The following is a 20080-nucleotide window of genomic DNA, read 5'->3' as shown; positions in this document are numbered from 1 at the left end:
GCGGGGCAGGCTCGGCTCATGATCCACCGCACCCACCCCCAGACCGGCCGCTCCCGCGCTCGTGCCCGGCGGGCGTCACGGATCCTCCTCGCCCTGGCGGCCATGGCCGCGCTGCTGAGCGTGGACGTGCCCGACGCCCTCGCCGAGCCGCCGCTCGGCGTCACCGCGCAGGCCCCGCCGACCGCCGCGACGGACCGGGTGGGCGCCCTGTTCTCGGGCGGGCTGGACGGCGGGCACTTCTGTACCGCCGCCGTGGTGCGCAGCGACGGCCACGACGTGATCGCCACCGCCGCGCACTGCGTGGGCGACCCGGACACCACGGTCTTCGCGCCGGGCTACCGGGACGGCGAGGCCCCGTACGGCGTCTGGAAGCTCACCGGTGTGTACGTGGCCCCGGGCTGGCGGGAAGGCGAGGACCCGGACGCCGACATCGCCTTCGCTACGGTGGCCCCGGTGGACGGCGGGCGGAGCGGGGCGGTCGAGGATCTCGTGGGCGGCTTCCCGGTGGCCGCGGAGCAGCCGGCCGACGCCACGGTGACCGTGATCGGCTACCCGCGCACGACCCAGACCCCGCTGCGCTGCGCGAACACCACCTCGCTGCTCTCCGGGACCCAGCGCCGGATCGACTGCCCGGACCTCAGCGGCGGCACCAGCGGCAGTCCGTGGCTGGTCGACGGCGCGCTGGCGGGGGTGCTCGGCGGCTACGAGGGCGGCGGGACTGTTCCGGAGGTCTCGTACAGCGCGGTGATGGGCGACCAGGCGGTGGAGCTCTACCGGGAGGCGTCCGTGGCCGACTGACCGCCTAGCGGGCGGCGGGGATGCGCTCCGCCTCGGGCGCGGCGGGCTGCGCGGGCAGCCGTTCGAGCCCGGGCCGGCCCGGGGTCGCCAGCCGGATGTCCTGCAGTCCGCGGCGCAGGCTGGCGTTCAGTGCGCGGCCCAGCGGACGCTCGACCAGCCGGTGGATGAGCCAGGCGAGGACCAGCATGCCGGCGGTCACGCCGAGGGCCAGCGGGACGGGCGCCACCTGGTGGCGGAAGTGGTGGATGACGGTGAGCCCGGCCATCATGTGGATCAGGTAGAGCGGGTAGGTGACCGCTCCGGCGTGCGGGAGCCAGCGCCAGCGGATGCCGTCGAGGGCACCGAGCGCGAGGGCCGCCATGAGGATGAAGCCGAGCAGGATGATCACGTGGGCGGGCCAGGACGGCGTCTGCGCGGTGACGCCGCGGCCGAGGTTGGAGACCATGCGGTCGGTCACGTAGTGCTGCGCGAGGAGGAACTGCACGCCGACGATGACCCACAGGACGGCGTTCGGCCGGAAGCGGCGCATCAGGTGGAAGGCGATGCCGGCGATGAAGTACGGGGACGCGGACGGTACCGCGAAGAAGGACAGCACGCCGCTGTCGGCGGTGGGGGCCACCACTCCGGCGAGGGTCCACAGCCCGCAGAACAGGACGCAGTTGCGGTAGGTGACCCCGCACATGACGACGAGGGCGAACAGGACGTAGAACTTGAGCTCGACAAAGAGGGTCCAGTACGCGTCGTCGATGTGCGGGACCCCGAGGCCGCCCTGGAGCATCGACAGGTTCACGACGACGTCGGTGTACTTCTTGATCTGCCGCACCTCGGGCGAGGCGAACAGCACGAGCGAGGTGAAGGCCGCGGCCACCCAGTAGGCGGGGAAGAGCCGGGAGACGCGGGACACGGCGAAGTCGCCGAGGGTGCGTCCCCAGGTGCTCATGCATATGACGAAGCCGCTGACCAAGAAGAAGATCTCGACGCCCAGCCAGCCGTAGACGGCGAACCTGTGGGCGGTCGGGAAGACCTCCGCCGTCGCCCCGCCCCAGGCGCTCGCGAGGACCACGTAGTGGTAGAAGAGCACGGCGAGCGCCGCGAGCACCCGCACGCCGTCGAGGACCGCCAGGCGGGGAGCGGGAGATCCGGGACCCGTGCGGCCGGACGGCTGCGGATCCCCGACTGAAACGCGCTCTCTCATTCCCCGACCGCCCCTTGAACGTACGACTGTCCGATTACCGCCTTCAGGTCTGCGGAACCTTACATGGCGCTTACAGTCAGTCCGCAGGGCGGGCCGGGCAGCGGGACGGCGCACGGGGGCGGCCGGGGCCCTACCCCATGAGCTCGGCGGGGGTTTCGAACCAGGTGGGCTCGTCGCGCAGGGCCCGGTCGATGCGGTCCAGGGAGAACGGGTCCAGCGGCGGCAGCGCGTCCACCGCGAACCAGGCGACCTCGACCGACTCGCTGTCGTTCACCCGCGCCTCGCCGCCGGTCGCCCGGCAGCGGAAGGTGATGTCCTGGAACTGGCAGACGTCGCCGTTCGGGTAGGTCATCGGCTCGAGCATCTGGACGAGGACCACGCGTTCGGGTACGCACCGCACCGCCGTCTCCTCGTACACCTCGCGCACGGCGGTCAGCGCGGGCTGCTCCCCCGGTTCGGGGATGCCGCCCACCAGCGCCCACTGGCCGTTGTCGGCGCGGCGGCCGAGCAGTACCCGGCCCAGGTCGTCGAACACGACCGCGGTGACGCCGGGAAGCAGGAGCAGCCGGTTCCCGGCGGTCGCCCGGATGTCGAGGATGAATTCGGGAGTGGTCATCCCCAGACCCTACGAGACCGGGGCGGCGGCCGGGCCTCAGCCGGTCCGTCGGGCGCGGATCCGGCGTGTCAGGATCCAGCCGAGTCCGCCGGCGGCGACGAGCAGCAGCGCGTACTCCGGGAGCGGTCCGAAGCGGGTGGCCGGGGTCTCGGTGGAGCGCAGCGGGATCTCGGTGACCAGCGCGTCCGCGGTGAACATCTCCGTCTGCCGCACGATCCGCCCGTCGGGCCGGATGACGGCGCTGACCCCGCTGGTGACGGGGACGAGGACGGTCCGGCTGTGCTCGACGGCGCGGATGCGGTCCATGGCGAGCTGCTGGTAGGTCATCTGCGTCCGGCCGAAGGTGGCGTTGTTGCTGGGGACGGCGATCACCTGGGCGCCGCCCTGGACGGTGGAGCGGACGGCGTCGTCGAAGGCGGCCTCGAAGCAGGTGACCATGCCGACGCGGCTGCCGGCCATGTCGAAGACGCCCGGTTCCTTGCCGGGGCCGAAGTCGCGGCGCACGCGGTCCACGTCGGCGCTGAAGAGCCGGACGAAGGAGCGCATCGGGATGCGCTCGCCGAAGGGCTGGATCTTGCGCTTGTCGTAGGTCGCGGTGGGGCCGGACACCGGGTCCCAGAGGATCATGGTGTTGCGCAGCGGGCCGGTATCCGGGGCGACGACGGCGCCGATGGCCACGGGCACGCCGATGGCCTTGACGGCCTTGTCGATGACGGCGTAGGCGTCGGGTTCGGAGTACGGGTCGAGGTCGGAGGAGTTCTCCGGCCAGACGACGAAGTCGGGCTTCGGGGCGCGGCCGGCCTTGACGTCCTCGGCGAGCTGGATGGTCCGGTTGGCGTGGTTGTCCAGGACCTGGCGGCGCTGGGAGTTGAAGTCGAGGCCGAGCCTCGGCACGTTGCCCTGGATGACGGCGGCGACGACGGTGCCGTCCTGCGCCGTGTCGGAGACGAGCGGCCGGGCGGCCAGGCCCGCGCCGATCGGGGCGGCGACGGTGAGGGCGGCCAGGGCGGCGGTGGCGCGGCGGGGGTATGCGCGGGCGGTGCGCACGGCTTCGTAGAGGCCGAATCCGCACAGGGCCACGGCGAAGGAGAGCAGCGGGGTGCCGCCGAGCGCGGCGAGCGGGGTGAAGACGCCGTCGGCCTGGCCGAAGGCGAGCTTGCCCCAGGGGAAGCCGCCGAACGGGGCCCGGGCGCGCAGCGCCTCGCCCGCGACCCAGACGGCGGCGGCGAACAGCGGCCAGGCGCGGAGGCGGCTGACGAGGGCGATGCCGAGGCCGGTGAGCCCGATGAAGAGGGCTTCGACGGCGGCCAGCGCCAGCCACGGCACCGGGCCGACCTCCTCGCCGGTCCAGACGAGCAGCGGCAGCAGGAAGCCGAGGCCTGCGAGGAATCCGAGGCCGAAGCCGGCCCGGGCGCGGCGGCCGTGGAGGCAGCCGGCCAGCAGGGCGAGGGCGAGGGGGGCCAGCCACCACAGGGGGCGGGGCGGGAAGCCGATGTAGAGCAGCACCCCGGCGAGGGCCGCCGACAGGGCGCGGACCGCCCCGGCGCCCTTCCGCTTGAGGGTGGAGGCGGGCGGCGCCGCGGTTTCGGACCGGGCTCCGTCGGCGGAGTCCGAGGGTTCGTTCCGGGCCGCGCGGGTGACACTGCTGCTCATCTGGCGGAGTGTACGTTCTCCGGCACCAAGGGCCGGTAAGGCCCTAGCGGGCGAGGGCCCGGAGGTGGGTGCGGATGACCCGGACGCCGTTCTCCGCGTCGTCGACGGTCACGGTGAAGAGCTTTCCGTCGCCGAGTCTCAGTTCCAGTCCCTCGCCGCGGCGGACGATGACCGCAGTGCCCTTCTCGGGGCGCCAGCGGTAGCCCCAGCCGCCCCACTGCTGCGGGGTGATGCGGGGGATGAACTCGGCGGACGTCACCTCGGCGAGCCGGATCCTGCGGCGCGGCACCCCGATGTGGCCGCAGCGGACTTCCAGGACCTCGGAGTCCACGGTGACGGCGACGTGCACGAAGGCGAGCGTGCCGTAGAGGATGAGCAGCCCCACGGCGAGGCAGCCGATCACCGACATGAGCAGCGGGACGATGCCGGTGGTCCAGGCGTTGTCGACGGCGAGTTCGATGCCGAGCGCGAGACAGGCCGCACCGGCCGCGGCGAGCAGCCACTGCGCACGGTTGGAGGCCCGGCCCGTCCAGAACGGGCCCGGCGGGTGACCCTTCATGTGTAGCAGCGTACTCACGTTCCGCATGCGCGCCACCGCCTCTCGCCCACTCGGTCCAGCGCGGCGGCGGACGGGCGGCGGCTGCCCCCGCTCAGCGGGGCAGCAGGCTGACCAGGGCGTCGCGCAGGCCGGGGCGGCGTACGGTCATGAAACGGTGCAGGCTCCGGGAGCCGAAGGCGACGCGCTGGGCGCTGCGGCGGCGCTCGGCGTCGTACGCGCGCAGGGCGGCGGGCAGCCCGGCCGCTCCGACGGCCGAGACGGCGCGGGTCAGCGCCTCCGCGTCGAGCAGGGCGGTGCAGGCCCCTTGGCCAAGGTTGGGGGTCATGGCGTGGGCGGCGTCGCCGACGAGGGCGATCCGGCCGTCGGCGACGAAGGCGGGCAGCGCGGGGTGGAGGTGGCGCATCTCGTACCGGATCCAGGTGGCGGGATCGGTCTCGGCCAGGACGCGCGGGATGGGGTCGTGCCAGCCGGCGAAGGCGTCGCGCACTTCCCGGGCCGTGGTGGCCTCGGGGACGGTGGCGTACCAGTTGGTGCGGCCGGGCTCGACGGGGGTCATTCCGAAGAAGCGGCCCCTGCCCCAGGTCTCGCCGTACACCCCGGTCTCGAAGCCGGCGATGCCGATCCAGGCGACCGTGCCGAGGGGGCGCGGGCCGCTGTTCCGGCCGAAGTGCGCGGTGCGGACTGTGCTGTTGATGCCGTCGGCGCCGACGAGGAGGTCGGCCCGGATACCGGCCGCGTCGGTGAGCGGCCGGCCGTAGGAGATCTCCACGCCGCCGAGCCGGTCCAGTTCGGCGTGCAGCGCGTCGATCAAGTAGGGGCGGGAGACGAGCAGTTCGGGGCGGCCGGCCTTGCGCTCGATCCGTTCGAGCGGGAGGGCGGCCAGCACCTTGCCGTCGGGACGCCGGATCCGCGCGTCGCGGTACGGGACCGCCCGCGCCCGCAGCGCGTCGCCGAGGCCGAGCCGGTCGAGCGCGGCCTGGGCGGTGGGGTGGATCCCGAAGGCGGTTCCGTACCGCTCGAGCTCGGCGCGGCGCTCGAGCACCGTCACCGCCCAGCCCGCACGGCGCAGCCCGATGGCGGTGGCGAGCCCGCCGACTCCTGCCCCGACCACGACGGCCTCTCCCTGACTGCGCATGCCCCACCCCTCACGGTCACCATGCCACCACATCCGTGGTACTACATCTGTGGTACCACGGATGTGGTTAAGCTGGCAACGTGAATCAGGACCGGAGGGACCGGCTGCGGGACGCGGCCATCGTCGTACTGGCGGAGACCGGTGGGCGCGGGCTGACGCACCGCGCCGTCGACGCGGCCGCCGACGTGCCGACCGGCACGGCCAAGAACTACTTCCCGACCCGGGACGCGCTCCTGCGGGCGGTGGCCGAGCGCTGCCTGGAGCAGTACCGGGCGCTCGCCGACACCCTGGCGGGAGCCGGGCCCGGGCCCGCCGACGCGCGTCAACTGGCTGCGCTGCTCGCCGAACTGCTGCGGAACGTGGCCGGGGCCGGCCGGCCGCGCGTCCTCGCCTATCTGGAGCTCCAGACCGAGGCGACGCGACGGCCCTGGCTGGCCGCCCTCCTGGACCCGATCGCGGCGTCGGACTTCGCGGCGCACGCGCACCTGCTGCGCTCGGCGGGCCTGCCGGCCGGCCCGGAGCAGGCCCGCGCCCTCACCCTCGCCCTGCACGGCGCGATCCCCCACCTCCTGGCGGGCGCCCCGGCCACCCTGGCCGCGGCGGGCCTGGACGACCTCGACCGCTTCACCTCCGACCTGCTGGCGTCCGTATCACCCGGGGAGAAGTGACGCGTCCTCGGCGCAGCGGCGGGGAACGGCCCGCGGCCGGGCCGGTGCTCCTCAGCTCTCGAGGAGTCGCCAAGCCGTGAGTGCGATCCTGGCCCGCGTCAGCCCCATCGGCTCGGTGAGCTCGATGTCCAGGGCCTTCGCGATCTGTTCGAGGCGGCGGGCGATGCTGCTGTGGTGCAGGTGGAGTTGGTCCGCGGCCCGGCGCAGGGAGCCGGTGGCGCAGTAGGTGGCCAGCGTCTCCAGGTCTTCCGGGTTGGCCGCGACGCGCGCGATGGCGGCCACGTCGGCGTTCCCCCGCGCCGCGTCCGGCGGCACCTCGGCCAGGAGCGCCAGCGCCCCCAAGTCGGCGTGCCTGAGGACGGGTTCGCGCGGGGTCGTGAAGCGGAGCGCGGTACGCGCCTCCCGCCAGGACCGGTCGGGGCTGTCCGCGGCGCCGACGCCGGCGCGCACACCGGCCGGGAAGCGGGCCGCGTCCACGGTGGTGGCCAGGATGACGCCGACGTCGGCGAGCGGCGCCGCCTTCACCGGGCGGGCCGGGCAGACCAGCCCGCCGATCCGGTCCAGCGGGAGCGGCAGCGGCGCGCGTACGGCCACGACCTGGAGGGGCAGTTCGGCGGCGAAGCCCAGGAGGCGCAGGGCCCGGGCCCTCGCCGCGTCGTCGGTGTCGGCGCTGATCGCCAGTTCGATGAGGGCGGGGTCGGCCATGGTCGTGCGGGCCGGCCCGTACCGCTCGGCGACGGCCGCGGCGGCGATGGCGAGCCGGTCGAGGAGCACGTCGTCGAGCGGATTCGGCGGGCCGGGCCGCTCCAGCCACACCCTGCCGATCTCCTCCTCGTCGAGCGTGATCGGCACCGAGGTGGACGCGGGTCCCGGAGGGGCGGACGCCTGCCCGCCGTCGGACGAGACGCGGATCGCCCGGCCCGTGCCGTGGAGCCGGATCCCGGCCACGCACTCGGCCAGGCCCGCCGAGGCCCGGGCGAGCGCCGGAAGGTCCACCCGCCGGCGCATCAGCGTGTCGTAGAACGCGACGATGCGCATCGCCCCGTCGACGTACGGATCCAGTCCCGACAGCCGAACGGCCAGTGCCTCCATGGCAGAAGGATAGAAGGAGACGGCTGCGCCGATCGGTGCGTGATCGGGGCGGGATGCGCGACGGATGGCGGGTGACCCGCCGGTCGACGGCCATGAGGATGGCCGTCATGGACCCCGAACTCGAAGCGTTCATCCCGTTCCTGCCGCAACTCGACATGAACGACCCGGTCACCGCACGCAAGGACTTCGCCGAGCATGCGGCCGCGGCGCCCGCGCCGGACACCTCGGACATGGAGGTCGAGGACCACACCGTGGCCGCCGATCCGGACGTGCCGGTCCGGGTCTACCGGCCGCACCGGGCACAAGGCGCCGTCGTCTGGCTGCACGGCGGCGGCGGGGTCTTCGGTGACCTGGACACCGAGCACCCGTGGGCCGCCCGGGTCGCTTCCCTGTCCGGGGCGACGGTGATCTCGGTGGGCTACCGGCTGGCGCCCGAGCACCCCTTCCCGGCCGCCCTGGACGACGCCTACGCCGTACTGAACTGGACAGCCGGGCACGCGGCCGACCTCGGCATCGACCCGGCGCGGATCGCGGTCGGAGGCCACAGCGCCGGCGGCGGGCTCGCGGCCGCGGTGGCGTTGCGGGCGCGCGACGAGCAGGGCCCGCCGATCCGCTTCCAGCTGCTCAACCAGCCGGGACTCGACGACCGCCAGGACACGTGGTCGGCGCGGAACTTCACCGACACGCCCTGGTTCGACCGCGACAAGCTCGCGGCGGCCTGGCGGCACTACCTGGGCTCCCGGGCCGCCACCCCGTACGCCGCTCCCGCGCGCGCCGCCGACCTGTCCCGGCTGCCTCCCGCCTACATCGCCACCGCGGAGTTCTGCCCGAACCGCGACGAGGGGATCGCGTACGCCCTGCGCCTGATGCGGGCGGGCGTGTCCGTCGAGCTCCACCAGTGGGCGGGCACCTTCCACGGATCGCAGGCGCTGCTCTTCGCCGACGTCTCGCAGCGGCAGAACGCCGAGCTCGGCGCCGTTCTGCGCCGCGCTCTGGCCGGGTGAACCCGTTGAACTCGTTCCCGTTGAACTCGTTGCCGTTGAACTCGTTCCCGTTGAACTCACTGATCACGAAAGGACGGGCGTCATGAAGATCCGACTGATGCTGCTCGGAAGCGCGGCCTCGCTGATCGCCTGTGCGGGCATGGTGGCGGCGGCTCCCGCGCCGGGCGGCAGCCGGACCGCGCCGGCCCGCGTCGATCCCGCGGAGCTGAAGTCCGCCCTGGACGGTGTCCACCGCGCGGGGATGCCGGGGGTGTACGCCGAGGTGCGCGATGCCGGCCGGACCTGGCGCGGCGCTTCCGGGGTCGCCGACGTCACGACCGGCCGGCCCGTCAGCCCCGACATGCGGCAGCGGGTCGGCAGCATCACCAAGACCTTCACCGCCGCCGCGGTCATGCAGCAGGTCGAGCAGGGCCGGATCCGGCTCGACGCGCCGATCGGTGACCACCTGCCGCAGCTGGTGCCCGGAGAGCGCGGCAGGAAGATCACCGTGCGGATGCTGCTCAACAACACCAGCGGCATCCCCGACTACATCCGCTATGCCTTCCCGTCCCTCCGGACGGCCTCGCCCGAGAGCCTGGACGACAACCGGTTCCGGAAGTTCCGCCCGGCCGAGCTGATCGAGCTGGGGCTCAGCGCACCTCCCGCCGGCGAGCCCGGAGGCCCCACAGGGGTGTACTCCAACACCAACTACCTGCTCCTCGGAGAGCTCTTGGAGCACGTCACCGGTATCCCGGCCGAGGACTACATCACCCGGAACGTGATCGAGCGTGCCGGCCTGCGGCACACCGGGTTCCCGACCGGGACGCGCATCAAGGGTCCGCACTCGCGGATGTACGAAGCCCTGTGGGGCGCACTCGACCCGCCGCGCGACTACAGCGTCTACGACATGTCCTGGACGGGGACGGGGGCCGCTCTCGTCTCGACCGTGGAGGACCTCAACCTCTTCTACGGCAAGCTGCTCGACGGCGCGATCGTCAGCCGGTCGTCGCTGGCGGAGATGCAGCGCACGGTCCCGGTCGTCGCCCTGGACGGATCGACGATCCAGTACGGCCTCGGCCTGCACAAGGTCGACGTCGAGGGTTGCGGCACCTTCTGGGGCCACGACGGCACCGTCTGGGGAGCCGGGACGATCTCCCTGACCCGCGCCGACGGCAAGCGCCAGATGTCCGTCGCGGTCAACCTCCAGAGGTGGAACGGGCCGGACTCCTCGGGCAAGCCGCAGCACCATCCCATCGACGACGCGCTGAAGACGCTGTACGGGCAGGCGATGTGCGGCACCGGTCAGGCGGCACGGCCGTAGCCGTCCGTCGTTGAGTTCGTTCCCCGCCGGTCAGGCGACGGGCGCGCCCTGGGCCGCGAGCAGTCGGCCCTCGGCGTACTCGAGGGCGGCGGCGGGGAGCACGCCCGGACGGCCGCTGCGCAGGACGGTCAGGCCGCCGGTGGCGGGCAGGCCGGGCTCGGGCCCGGTGCCGAGGCGGCGCAGCGCCTGGATGGCGACGGCGTCGGCGGAGCCGTGGTAGACGGGTTCGGCGCCCTGGCTCCGGGCGGCGAGGGCGGCCCGGATGGAGCCCTCGACCAGCTCGTAGTGGGTGCAGCCGAGCACCACGTCGGTGACGTCGGCCGGGGTCAGTGCGGCAGCCGCGGCGACGGCGGCGGCCACGGCGGCGTCGTCGGCCGCCTCCACGGCGTCGGCGAGGCCGGGGCAGGGCACCTCGGTGACGCGGGCCCCGGCGGCGAACTCGTCGATCAGCCCGCGCTGGTAGGGGCTGCCGGTGGTGGCGGGGGTGGCCCAGATCGCGATGCGGCCGCCGGCGGCCGCGGCGGGCTTGATCGCCGGTACGGTCCCGATGACCGGGATGCCGGGCTCCAGCGCGGCGCGGAGGGCCGGCAGCGCGTGCACGGTGGCGGTGTTGCAGGCCACGATGAGCGCGTCGGGCTCGTGCGCGGCGGCGGCCCGGGCGACCCCGAGCGCCCGCTCGGTGAGGTCGGCGGGGGTCCGCGGCCCCCAGGGCATGCCGTCGGGGTCGGAGGAGACGACGAGATCGGCGTCGGGCCGCAGCCGCCGCATCGCGGCGGCCGCCGCAAGCAGGCCGATTCCGGAGTCCATAAGCGCGATCTTCACCCGCCCACCTTAGTCGACACCCCCGCCCCGGGACGGGGACGACCCCGACGACCCGGCGAATCGTTCCGCCACGGGACGGGCCCGTGGGGCGGCCCACCAAGCCCCGCCGGCGATCGAGGCGCGGGGCACGGGGGCAGAGCCCGGTCTTGCAGCCGCACCCACACACCGGAGCAACCCCATCAAGCCCCACGGCGATCGAGACGCGGGGCACGGGGGCAGAGCCCGGTCCTGCAGCCGCACCCACACACCGGAGCAACCCCATCAAGCCCCACGGCGATCGAGACGCGGGACACAGGGGCAGAGCCCGGTCCTGCAGCCGCACCCACACACCGGAGCAACCCCATCAAGCCCCGCCGGCGATTGAGGCGCGGGACACAGGGGCAGAGCCCGGTCCTGCAGCCGCACCCACACACCGGAGCAACCCCATCAAGCCCCGCCGGCGATTGAGGCGCGGGGCACGGGGCGGAGCCCCGGTCTTGTAGCCGCGCCAGAGCGGCCCTCCAGGCAGGGCGGGCGGCGAGGCCCGAGGGGCGAGGTGCGCGACATGCCCCGCAGGGACCGGCACACTGCCGCCATGGGCCTCCTCACCGCCGCCGCCGCGGCCTACGCCTCCCTCGCCGCCTGGCTCTGGCTCACCCTCGCCCAGGGCATGTTCTGGCGCACCGACGTCCGCCTCCCCCCGCGCACCGCCCCCGCCCGCTGGCCGTCCGTCGCGATCGTCGTCCCGGCCCGGGACGAGGCCGGGGTGCTGCCCCGCAGCCTGCCCTCCCTCATCGCCCAGGACTACCCCGGCGAAGCCGAGGTGATCCTGGTCGACGACGGCAGTACCGACGGCACCGGCCCCCTCGCCCTGCGCCTCGCCCGCGAGAACCCCGGCCTCCCCCTCACCGTCACCTCCCCCGGCGACCCGGCCCCCGGCTGGACCGGCAAGCTCTGGGCCCTGCGCCACGGCATCGCGCTCGCCCGCACCGCGCACGCCGCCGAGCCCGACTACCTCCTCCTCACCGACGCCGACATCGCGCACGAGCCCGACAGCCTCCGCGAGCTCGTCGCCGCCGCCACCTCCGCCGACCTCGACCTGGTCTCCCAGATGGCGCGCCTGCGCGCCATCAGCCTCTGGGAACGGCTCGTCGTTCCCGCCTTCGTGTACTTCTTCGCCCAGCTCTACCCCTTCCGCCGGGTCAACCGCCCCGGCTCCCGCACCGCGGCCGCCGCCGGCGGCTGCGTCCTGCTGCGCACCGAGACCGCCGTGCGGGCGGGCGTCCCCGACGCCATCCGCCAGGCCGTCATCGACGACGTCTCCCTCGCCCGCGCGGTCCAGCGCTCCGGCGGCCGGATCTGGCTCGGGCTGGCGGAACGGGTGGACAGCGTGCGCCCGTACCCGGCGCTCGGCGACCTCTGGCGGATGGTGTCGCGCAGCGCCTACGCCCAATTGCGCCACCAGCCCCTCCTGCTCGCCGGCACGGTCGCGGGCCTGGTGCTCGTCTACCTCGTGCCCCCGGCCGCCCTCCTCGCGGGGCTCGCCGCCGGACGCCCCGCGCTCGCGTGGGCCGGCGGCCTGGCCTGGCTGCTGATGGCCGGCACCTACCTGCCGATGCTGCGCTACTACCGCCAGCCCGCCGCGCTCGCGCCGCTGCTTCCGCTCACGGCGCTGCTGTACCTCCTGATGACCGTCGACTCGGCCGTCCAGCACTACCGGGGCCGCGGAGCGGCGTGGAAGGGCCGTACCTATGCCCGTCCCAGCGACGCCTGAAACGGCGAACTGCCGCCCGAAACAGCGTCATCCGAGGTCACCGCGGTGTGACGCTGCGTCAGCACGAAATCGGTGCACGGCACAACCGGTGAGTACGAGTACGAACAAGGTGGGGTGGAAGTGACGAATCGTGCACGTGAACGCCAAGTGAAAGCTGTGGCCCTGACCTGCGAATATGCAGGTCAGGGGGGTGTTCGGGACACCTCGCTATGGACCCGGTGAAGTCGTGGGCTTAACTTAGGTCCCATGACCTCCCCCCGCTCCACTTATGGCGGCGGTTACTACTCCGCGCCCTCTTTCCCGGACACCCCCATCTACGACTCCCTCGTCGCCGAACGGGGCACTCCGCAGATCGCCCCGATCCGCGTCCCGGCCGCCTACGACTCCCCGAGCGCGGGCTATTCGAGCGGCGGGTACCTGCCGGCCCTCGCCTCGGCGCTGCCCGCGCTCCCCGCGGCGGTTCCGCAGCAGCAGAACGCCCCGGGCTACGGGTATCCGTACCCGCAGCAGGCCGCCCCTCAGCCGATGCCGCTCCAGCACGCACCGGCCCCCTACATCCCGCAGCAGCAGCCGGTGGCGGCCCGCGCGGGATACATCCCGCAGCCCCAGCCGCAGCAGCCCCGGCCGGTCGCCGCGGCCACCGGGTACGAGGCCATGCGGCCGGCCGCGCCGCGCCCCATGGCGGCTCCCGCGCCGGTGCCGGCCGCCGCGTACGAGGACCCGTACGGCCGCCCCTACCAAGGACGCGGCTACTGATCCGAGCGCGGTTATCCGCTGGGGCGGAGGAGGGGGCTCCTGAGAGGATTGCCCCCATGTCGAATCTGTATGTCCAGGAGCTCCACGTCCACCCCGTCAAATCGCTGGCGGGGGCCGCTCCCGACGAGGCGGCCGTGGAGCCCTGGGGTCTGTCCGGGGACCGGCGGTGGGCGCTGGTGGACTCCGGGGGCACGGTCATCACCCAACGCCAGCAGCCGCGGCTCGCCCTGGCGACGGCCCTTCCGCTGAGCGGCGGCCGGATCGCGGTGTCGGCGCCGGGCATGGCGGAGCTGCTCGTGGAGGTGCCCGAGCCGGGCCGGCCGGAGCCGGTCGCCCTGTTCGGGAAGAAGGTCGAGACCGTGGCCGCGGCGGATGCCGCGGCCGACTGGTTCAGCGCGTACCTCGGCGTGCCGGCCCGGCTGGTGCACCTGGACGATCCGGCCGTACGCCGGCCCGTGGATCCGGACTACGCGCTGCCGGGCGAGACGGTGAGCCTGGCCGACGGGTATCCGCTGCTGATCACCACCCTCGCCTCGCTGGACGCGCTCAACTCGCTGATCGCGCAGGGGGAACATCCGCACGAGGGTCCGCTGCCGATGAACCGTTTCCGCCCGAATGTGGTGGTTTCCGGGGCCGAGGCGTGGGCGGAGGACGGCTGGCGGCGCATCGCGATCGGCGACGCCGTCTTCCGCGGCGTACGGGAATGCGGGCGGTGCATCGTGACCACCACCGACCAGCACACCGCGAAGCGGGGCAAGGAGCCGCTGGTGAGCCTCGCCAGGCACCGGCGGATCGGCAAGTCCCTGGCCTTCGGGCGGCAGCTGGTGCCGGTGCGGCTGGGCACGGTGCGCGTCGGCGACGAGGTCCGCGTCCTGGAATGAGCTCCATGAGCTCCATGCGCTCATGGAGCTCGATGAGCGGGACGAGCGGAATGACACCTTCGAGGGGCTCCGCGCCCGGGCTGGAACCAACCGCCACGACCAGGCCGTTGGATCAGTCAGGACGGGTGGCCGCCCTGCCGGGCCAGCGGAGCCGGCTCGGGTGACGCTTGTCTCGCGCGTCCCGGAATGCGCGTCCCCGGGGCATGCGAGAGGCTTGGACGCGCAGGCATACGGAGGCAAAGGGGGTGCCGGACCGTGCGGACAGCAATGGGTGTGTGGCGTTGGCGGCGCAATCCGCTGCGCCGGCCGACCGATCTCTTCGAAGCGTGGGTGGCGTTCGCCGCGCTGGTGTGCGTGCTGCTGGTGGCTCCGGCCATCGGCTGGGTGGCGGGACTGCAGGTGGACGGGCAGCTCCAGCGGGCCGCGGTGGAGCAGCGCCAGGAACGGCACCTCGTTCCGGCGGTGGTGGTCCGGCAGGCCACCGAGTCGGCGGCGAGGGCGTCCGCCGATCCCTCGGCGCAGCAGAGCTCCCCGTACCGGACCAGGATCGTGGCCTCGTGGACCGCGCCCGACGGCAGCAGCCACGAGGGCACGGTGCCGGCCGCGGAGGAACCGCCGCGCCCCGGCGACCGGTTCCGGATATGGACCGACACGCACGGCCGCCTGGTGGCGCAGCCGCTCGATCCCTCCGCCGCAGCGTTCCACGCGGGGGTGGCGGGCCTGGCAGCGGCGATCGGCGCGGCCGCGCTGGTGGAAACGGTCCGCCGGCTGGTCGTACGCAGGCTCGTGCACCGGCGGTACATACGGCTGGACCGCGCATGGGCGGCGGCCGGGCCGGACTGGGGCCGGGCGGGCGCGGGCAGTTGACCTGGCGGCCCGCCGGCGTCCCGCGCGCTACGGTGGGGCATCGGCAGCGCGAAGACGAGGGTGGGGGCACGACAGCACCATGGCTCAGGGCACGGTCCAGGTAACGCACGGCGGGGCCTCGCGGTGGCGGCGCCGCTCCGGTGAGTATCCGACGCTGGCCGCCGCACTGGCCGTCGCGGGCGACGGGGACGTGCTGTCCATCTCCCCCGGCACCTACCGGGAGAACCTGGTCCTGAACCACGCCGTCACCCTGCGCGGGCCGGAGGGCGGGCTGGGGTCGGTGCGCATCGCGCCGCTCGACGGGGTCGCGCTGACCGTGCGCGCCTCCGCCGTGGTCCAGGACCTGCACCTGGAGGGCCAGGACCGGGCGGCCCCCGCGCTGCTCGTCGAGGACGGCTCCCCCGAGCTCACCGATCTGCGGGTGAGCACCCGGTCGGCGGCCGGCATCGAGGTGCGCGGCAGCGGTGCCCGGCCGCTGGTGCGGCGGTGCACGGTGGAGAACCCTACGGGGGTCGGTATCTCCGTCCTGGACGGCGGCGGCGGAGTGTTCGAGGAGTGCGAGGTCGTGGCCGCCGGGCAGAGCGGGATCTCGGTGCGTGGCGGCGGCCGTCCCCGGCTGGAGCGCTGCCGGGTCCACCACTCCGCGGGCGCCGGCATCGGGGTCACCGGCGAGGGCTCGGGACTGGAGGCGCTGGGCTGCGAGGTGTACGAGATCAAGGGCACCGGGGTGCAGATCGCCGCGCGCGCCGCGGCCCGGCTCACGGACTGCGCGGTGCACCGCACCACGGCCGACGGTGTCACGCTCGACACCGACGCCGTACTCACTCTGACCGGCTGTGACATCCACGACATCCCGGAGAACGCGGTCGACCTGCGGTCGCGTTCGGTCCTCACGCTCAGCCGCACCGCGGTGCGCCGCTTCGGCCGCAACGGCCTGTCGGTGTGGGACCCGGGGACGAGGGTCGACGCCGAGTCCTGCGAGATCCACGACAGTACGGGCGACTATCCGGCGGTGTGGGTCAGCGACGGGGCCACGGCCTCGCTCGCGAACTGCCGGGTGCACGACGTTCCGGACGCGCTGTTCGTCCTGGACCGGGGTTCGCGCGTCGACGTCGTCGACAGCGATCTCTCCCAGGTCCGCAACACCGCGGTCTCGGTGAGCGACGGGGCCACCGCGCAGCTCGACGACTGCCGGATCCGGGAGGCGGCGACCGGGGCCTGGTTCCGCGACCACGGCAGCGGCGGCACCCTCGCCAACTGCACGATCGACGCCGTGCAGACGGGGGTGATCGTCACCAAGGGCGCCGACCCGCTCCTGGAGCGGTGCACGGTCACCTCCCCCGCCGAGGCCGGGTTCTACGTGTCGGCGGGCGGCCGCGGCACCTTCACGGCCTGCCGGGTGACGGGCAGTTCCGGCTTCGGCTTCCACGTCATGGACGGCTGCCGCACCACCCTGGCGCGCTGTCACACCGAGCGCTGCGCGCGCGGTGGGTACGAGTTCGCCGAGGACGGGCCGGTCGCCGAGGACTGCACGGGTGACGAGTCCGGCTCGCGGGCGGCGGCCCAGGCGGCCGCGGGCGGTGTGTCCGCCGGGGCGCAGGCCGGGGTCCGTACGGTCACGGCGGCCCGGAGCCCCGAGGCACGGCAGGCCGCCCCGGCGCCGGAGGCCGGAGCCTCCGGGCTGCCGGAGGATCGGGGCGGGGCGGCCTCCGACGCCCGCGGGTCCGGTGCGGTGCTGGGCCAGCTCGACGCGCTGGTCGGCCTGGACAGCGTCAAGCGCGAGGTGCGCGCACTCACCGACATGATCGAGGTGGGCCGGCGGCGGCAACAGGCGGGCCTCAAGGCCGCCTCGGTGCGCCGGCACCTGGTCTTCACCGGCTCCCCCGGCACCGGCAAGACCACGGTCGCCCGGCTGTACGGGGAGATCCTGGCCTCCCTCGGCGTGCTGGAGCGCGGCCACCTGGTCGAGGTCTCCCGCGTGGACCTGGTCGGCGAGCACATCGGCTCCACGGCGATCCGTACGCAGGAGGCCTTCGAACGGGCGCGCGGCGGGGTGCTGTTCATCGACGAGGCGTATGCGCTGGCTCCGGAGGACTCGGGCCGGGACTTCGGGCGTGAGGCCATCGACACCCTGGTGAAGCTGATGGAGGACCACCGGGACGCGGTGGTGGTGATCGTCGCCGGGTACACGGCGGAGATGGAACGCTTCCTGACCGTCAACCCCGGTGTGGCCTCCCGGTTCTCACGGACCATCACCTTCCACGACTACGGGCCCGAGGAGCTGCTGCGGATCGTGGAGCAGCAGGCGGAGGAGCACGAGTACCGGCTCGGCGAGGGAACCTCCGAGGCCCTGCTGGCGTACTTCACGGAGCTGCCCAAGGGGCCCGCCTTCGGCAACGGCCGCACCGCGCGCCAGACCTTCGAGTCGATGGTCGAGAGGCACGCGGGGCGGGTGGCTCAGCTGTCGGAGCCGAGTACGGACGAGCTCACCCTGCTGTTCCCGGCGGATCTGCCGGCGCAGCCGGCTCCTTGCTGAGCCGCTGCGACGGCACCGGCGCGGGGTCGGCGGCGCCCAACCGGGCCAGGAGGGCGTCGCGTTCGGCGGCGAAGGCCGGATCGGCCTGGTAGTCGGAGTGGCCGAGGACGGGCGCGGGCAGCGGGTGGCGGGCGCTGCGCCCGTAGGCGACCGGGTCGGCGAGCGGCCCGCGGTCCACGCCCTCGGCCGTGCCGGGCAGCACCGGGCCGCCGATGGGGTCGGTGGCCCGCCACAGGTTGCGCCAGCAATCGACTTCCCCGTGCAGGGCGGCGAGCGGGCCGGGCCCGAAGTAGGCCGGGAACCAGCGCCCGTAGAGGCGCCCGAGCGGGGAGCCGTAGGTGAGCAGGGCGACCCGGCGGCGGGCGGGCGGCGGCAGCTGCCAGACGGCCGCCGCGGCGAGCACGCTGCCCTGGGAGTGGCCGGAGATGACCAGGCGGCCGCCGGTGCGGGCGGTCCAGCCGGTCATCCGCCAGGTCAGGTCGGGGACGGCGCGCTCGGCGTAGCAGGGCGGCGCGAAGGGGTGGGCGGCGCGCGGCCAGAAGGTGCCGACGTCCCACAGGATGCCGATGGTGCGGCGGGCGGCGGGATCCCGGTAGGCGCGGCGGCCCCAGGTGACGAAGAGGACGAAGCCGAAGCCGATGAGCCAGGACCCGGTGTCCTGGGCGGCGCGGGCGGCGGCCTCCAGCAGCGGGCGGCTCCCGCGGGCGGCCTCGCCCGGGACCTTTCCGCTGAGCCAGGCGCCGGCGAGCGCGCCCGCGCCGAGCAGCAGGGTGATGCCGGAGACGGCCGCCACGAACCAGGGCGCGGAGTCGGTGAGCGCGGCGGCGGCCCGGGCCCCGGCGATCCGGCGGCTGCGGGCCCGGTCGGGGGCCTCTCCCGGGTACTCGGCGGCGACCCCGGCGGCCAGCCGGCGCCTGGCCCGGGCCCCGCGCACCGCGAACCAGGCGGCGAGCAGGGCCAGTACGAGGAGCAGCGGGGGTAAGACGGCGGCCTGCCAGGACAGCAGCACGGGCGGCCCGGGCAGCGGCGTGCCGGCCATCCCGGGGGTACCCCCGCCGTCCAGCCAGTCGGCGACGCGCTGGGCGACCCCGCCCGACATCACCCCGCCGAGGGCGCAGCCGAGCACGGCGACGGCGGGCCCGCCGAGGCCGCTCAGTGCGGCGCGGGGATCGGGGGCCTGCCGGTGCAGGTACCGGGCGACGGCGGCGAGGGCCAGCGCGCAGCAGCCCTGGCCCAGCATGAGCACGCCGAAGGCGAAGTCGCCGGGGAGCCGCCCGGCGGAGGTCCAGCCGGGCCGCGACCAGCAGGCGTGGACGAGGACGGCGGCCAGCAGGGCGAGCGCGGCGCCGGGCAGCAGGGTGACGGCGGCCCGGTCGAGCCGGTGGTCGGCCCGGGCCTCGGTGCGCCCGCGCCGGCAGACGACCCAGGCCACGGTCAGCGCCCCGGCGGCGAGCAGCACCTCCAGGGCCCAGCCGAGGGCTTCGAGTACGGGGACCCCGCCCGCCCCGCGGTCGTGACGGAGGGTGGGGGCGGCGACGGCCGCGGCCACCGTGAGCAGCCCGGCGGCGGTGTGCGCGGCCCGCAGCCGGGCCACGAGCCTGCGCCCGTACCAGAATCCGGGGCGGCCGAGCGCGGGCGCGGTGTCCGAGGCGGTGTCCGGGTCGGGGGCGCCGGCGGGCGGCGGCTGGGACTCGTAGGCGCTCCACGTGCGGTTGGACAGGAACCAGAGCAGGCCCGTCAGCGCGGCGGGGACGAGGGCCCCGAGGGCCAGCCGGCGCCCCGGCTGGGCCCACCAGCCGCCGTCGGCGAGGAAGCCGAGCCAGGAGCGGTCGGCGGTGCAGGTGGCGGAGCCGGCGCACTGCCAGGCGAACAGGTCGAGGGCGACCTCGCAGGCGGCCGCGATCAGCAGCACGGTCAGGCTGAGCGCGAGCACCCGTACGAGGAACCCGTACGAGCGCACCGCGCGCGGCGCCGGACCGGCGGCGGGCGCGGCCGGCCGGGCCCAGTGGGCGAGGTTGGCCACCATGAAGGGCAGGAGCAGCAGCCACAGGGCTCGGGCGCCGTTGCCGGAGGTGAGCCGGGACCAGCAGTAGGCCTCGGGGACGGGCCGCCCGGCGTACCGCTCGGGGTGGGCTTCGGCGTCGGCGTCCTCGGTACGGCGGAACACGGCGGCGGTGGAGTCCCCGGTCACCCGCACGGTCCGCGGATCGCCGAGCAGCTCGGCGGGCGCGGCCCCGGCGACTCCGTGCACCAGCAGCTCGAGCGCGAGGGGCCCGGCGGCGGGGCGGGGACCGGGCTCCGGGCGGGAGGCCGGCCCCGGGCGAGGGCGTGAGCCCGGGTCGGCATGCGGGTCGGGGTTCGGTGGTGTGGGGCTCTGCGGCACTGCGGGCTCCGCTCGCGGGGCGTGATCGGCGCGGCTCCAGCATCCCGCGCGGCGGGGGCCCG

17 protein-coding genes are annotated in these 20080 nt (G+C 74.8%); 9 read left to right on the top strand and 8 right to left on the bottom strand.

All coding sequences use genetic code 11. The features are described 5' to 3' along the window. Positions 1-18 precede the first annotated feature (18 nt). Positions 19-798, top strand: coding sequence for a trypsin-like serine peptidase (locus tag ACFTXQ_RS22395; protein WP_382643363.1), 780 nt, complete (start codon positions 19-21; stop codon positions 796-798). Positions 799-802: 4 nt separating this feature from the next. Here the strand turns inward: ACFTXQ_RS22395 and ACFTXQ_RS22390 are convergent, their stop codons facing one another. The 5 genes from ACFTXQ_RS22390 to ACFTXQ_RS22370 all read right to left on the bottom strand — a co-directional run bounded on the left by ACFTXQ_RS22390 (position 803) and on the right by ACFTXQ_RS22370 (position 5956). Beyond that, entirely contained in the window at positions 803-1993 is a 1191-nt protein-coding gene (locus ACFTXQ_RS22390) for an acyltransferase family protein (protein ID WP_382643361.1), read from the bottom strand. Between the two features lie 130 nt (positions 1994-2123). Then, a complete protein-coding gene (locus ACFTXQ_RS22385) occupies positions 2124-2609 on the bottom strand; it encodes an NUDIX domain-containing protein (protein ID WP_382643359.1) in 486 nt (161 codons plus the stop codon). Between the two features lie 36 nt (positions 2610-2645). Continuing rightward, positions 2646-4262, bottom strand: coding sequence for an apolipoprotein N-acyltransferase (lnt, locus tag ACFTXQ_RS22380; protein ID WP_382643357.1), 1617 nt, complete (start codon positions 4260-4262; stop codon positions 2646-2648). Between the two features lie 43 nt (positions 4263-4305). Continuing rightward, positions 4306-4821 carry a hypothetical protein gene (locus ACFTXQ_RS22375; RefSeq protein WP_382643355.1) on the bottom strand — a complete coding sequence of 172 codons (516 nt, stop codon included), beginning with the start codon at positions 4819-4821 and terminating at the stop codon, positions 4306-4308. A 91-nt stretch (positions 4822-4912) separates the two neighbouring features. After that, positions 4913-5956 (bottom strand): FAD-dependent oxidoreductase, encoded by a 1044-nt coding sequence (locus tag ACFTXQ_RS22370; protein ID WP_382643353.1) that lies wholly within the window; start codon positions 5954-5956, stop codon positions 4913-4915. Positions 5957-6036: 80 nt separating this feature from the next. On the opposite strand from ACFTXQ_RS22370, the gene ACFTXQ_RS22365 reads away from it, so the two are divergent. Then, on the top strand, positions 6037-6624 hold the full coding sequence (locus ACFTXQ_RS22365; RefSeq protein ID WP_382643351.1) for a TetR/AcrR family transcriptional regulator: 588 nt from the start codon (positions 6037-6039) through the stop codon (positions 6622-6624). Between the two features lie 51 nt (positions 6625-6675). Here ACFTXQ_RS22365 and ACFTXQ_RS22360 read toward each other — a convergent pair whose 3' ends face one another. Next, entirely contained in the window at positions 6676-7716 is a 1041-nt protein-coding gene (locus ACFTXQ_RS22360; protein ID WP_382643349.1) for a helix-turn-helix domain-containing protein, read from the bottom strand. A gap of 107 nt (positions 7717-7823) precedes the next feature. Here ACFTXQ_RS22360 and ACFTXQ_RS22355 point away from each other — a divergent pair, with 107 nt between their 5' ends. Continuing rightward, positions 7824-8720, top strand: a complete 897-nt coding sequence (locus tag ACFTXQ_RS22355) for an alpha/beta hydrolase (RefSeq protein WP_382643347.1) — start codon at positions 7824-7826, stop codon at positions 8718-8720. Between the two features lie 139 nt (positions 8721-8859). Further along, positions 8860-10020 carry a serine hydrolase domain-containing protein gene (locus ACFTXQ_RS22350; protein WP_382643412.1) on the top strand — a complete coding sequence of 387 codons (1161 nt, stop codon included), beginning with the start codon at positions 8860-8862 and terminating at the stop codon, positions 10018-10020. Positions 10021-10050: 30 nt separating this feature from the next. On the opposite strand, the gene ACFTXQ_RS22345 is transcribed toward ACFTXQ_RS22350, so the two are convergent. Next, on the bottom strand, positions 10051-10842 hold the full coding sequence (locus tag ACFTXQ_RS22345) for a glutamate racemase (RefSeq protein ID WP_382643345.1): 792 nt from the start codon (positions 10840-10842) through the stop codon (positions 10051-10053). Between the two features lie 574 nt (positions 10843-11416). Between ACFTXQ_RS22345 and ACFTXQ_RS22340 the strand changes: the two genes are divergently transcribed. The 5 genes from ACFTXQ_RS22340 to ACFTXQ_RS22320 all read left to right on the top strand — a co-directional run bounded on the left by ACFTXQ_RS22340 (position 11417) and on the right by ACFTXQ_RS22320 (position 17635). Next, positions 11417-12595 (top strand): glycosyltransferase, encoded by a 1179-nt coding sequence (locus ACFTXQ_RS22340; protein ID WP_382643410.1) that lies wholly within the window; start codon positions 11417-11419, stop codon positions 12593-12595. A gap of 246 nt (positions 12596-12841) precedes the next feature. Then, on the top strand, positions 12842-13351 hold the full coding sequence (locus ACFTXQ_RS22335) for a DUF6643 family protein (protein WP_382643343.1): 510 nt from the start codon (positions 12842-12844) through the stop codon (positions 13349-13351). A gap of 56 nt (positions 13352-13407) precedes the next feature. Then, positions 13408-14232 (top strand): MOSC domain-containing protein, encoded by an 825-nt coding sequence (locus ACFTXQ_RS22330; RefSeq protein ID WP_382643341.1) that lies wholly within the window; start codon positions 13408-13410, stop codon positions 14230-14232. 255 nt (positions 14233-14487) lie between these two features. Then, complete coding sequence (locus tag ACFTXQ_RS22325; RefSeq protein ID WP_382643339.1) at positions 14488-15099, top strand: hypothetical protein; 612 nt, start codon at positions 14488-14490, stop codon at positions 15097-15099. A 79-nt stretch (positions 15100-15178) separates the two neighbouring features. Further along, the gene (locus ACFTXQ_RS22320; protein WP_382643337.1) at positions 15179-17635 is read left to right on the top strand and encodes a right-handed parallel beta-helix repeat-containing protein; all 2457 of its coding nucleotides are present in this window, start codon (positions 15179-15181) and stop codon (positions 17633-17635) included. On the opposite strand, the gene ACFTXQ_RS22315 is transcribed toward ACFTXQ_RS22320, so the two are convergent. Beyond that, entirely contained in the window at positions 17586-19886 is a 2301-nt protein-coding gene (locus tag ACFTXQ_RS22315) for a hypothetical protein (protein ID WP_382643335.1), read from the bottom strand. The genes ACFTXQ_RS22320 and ACFTXQ_RS22315 overlap by 50 nt on opposite strands. Between the last annotated feature and the right edge of the window lie 194 nt (positions 19887-20080).

This window comes from Streptomyces sp. NPDC057010 (genome assembly GCF_042673805.1).
Classification (GTDB): Bacteria; Actinomycetota; Actinomycetes; order Streptomycetales; family Streptomycetaceae; genus Streptomyces.
The sequence above is the reverse complement of the archived record's forward strand: the minus strand, read 5'-3'. Positions and strand labels throughout refer to the sequence as shown.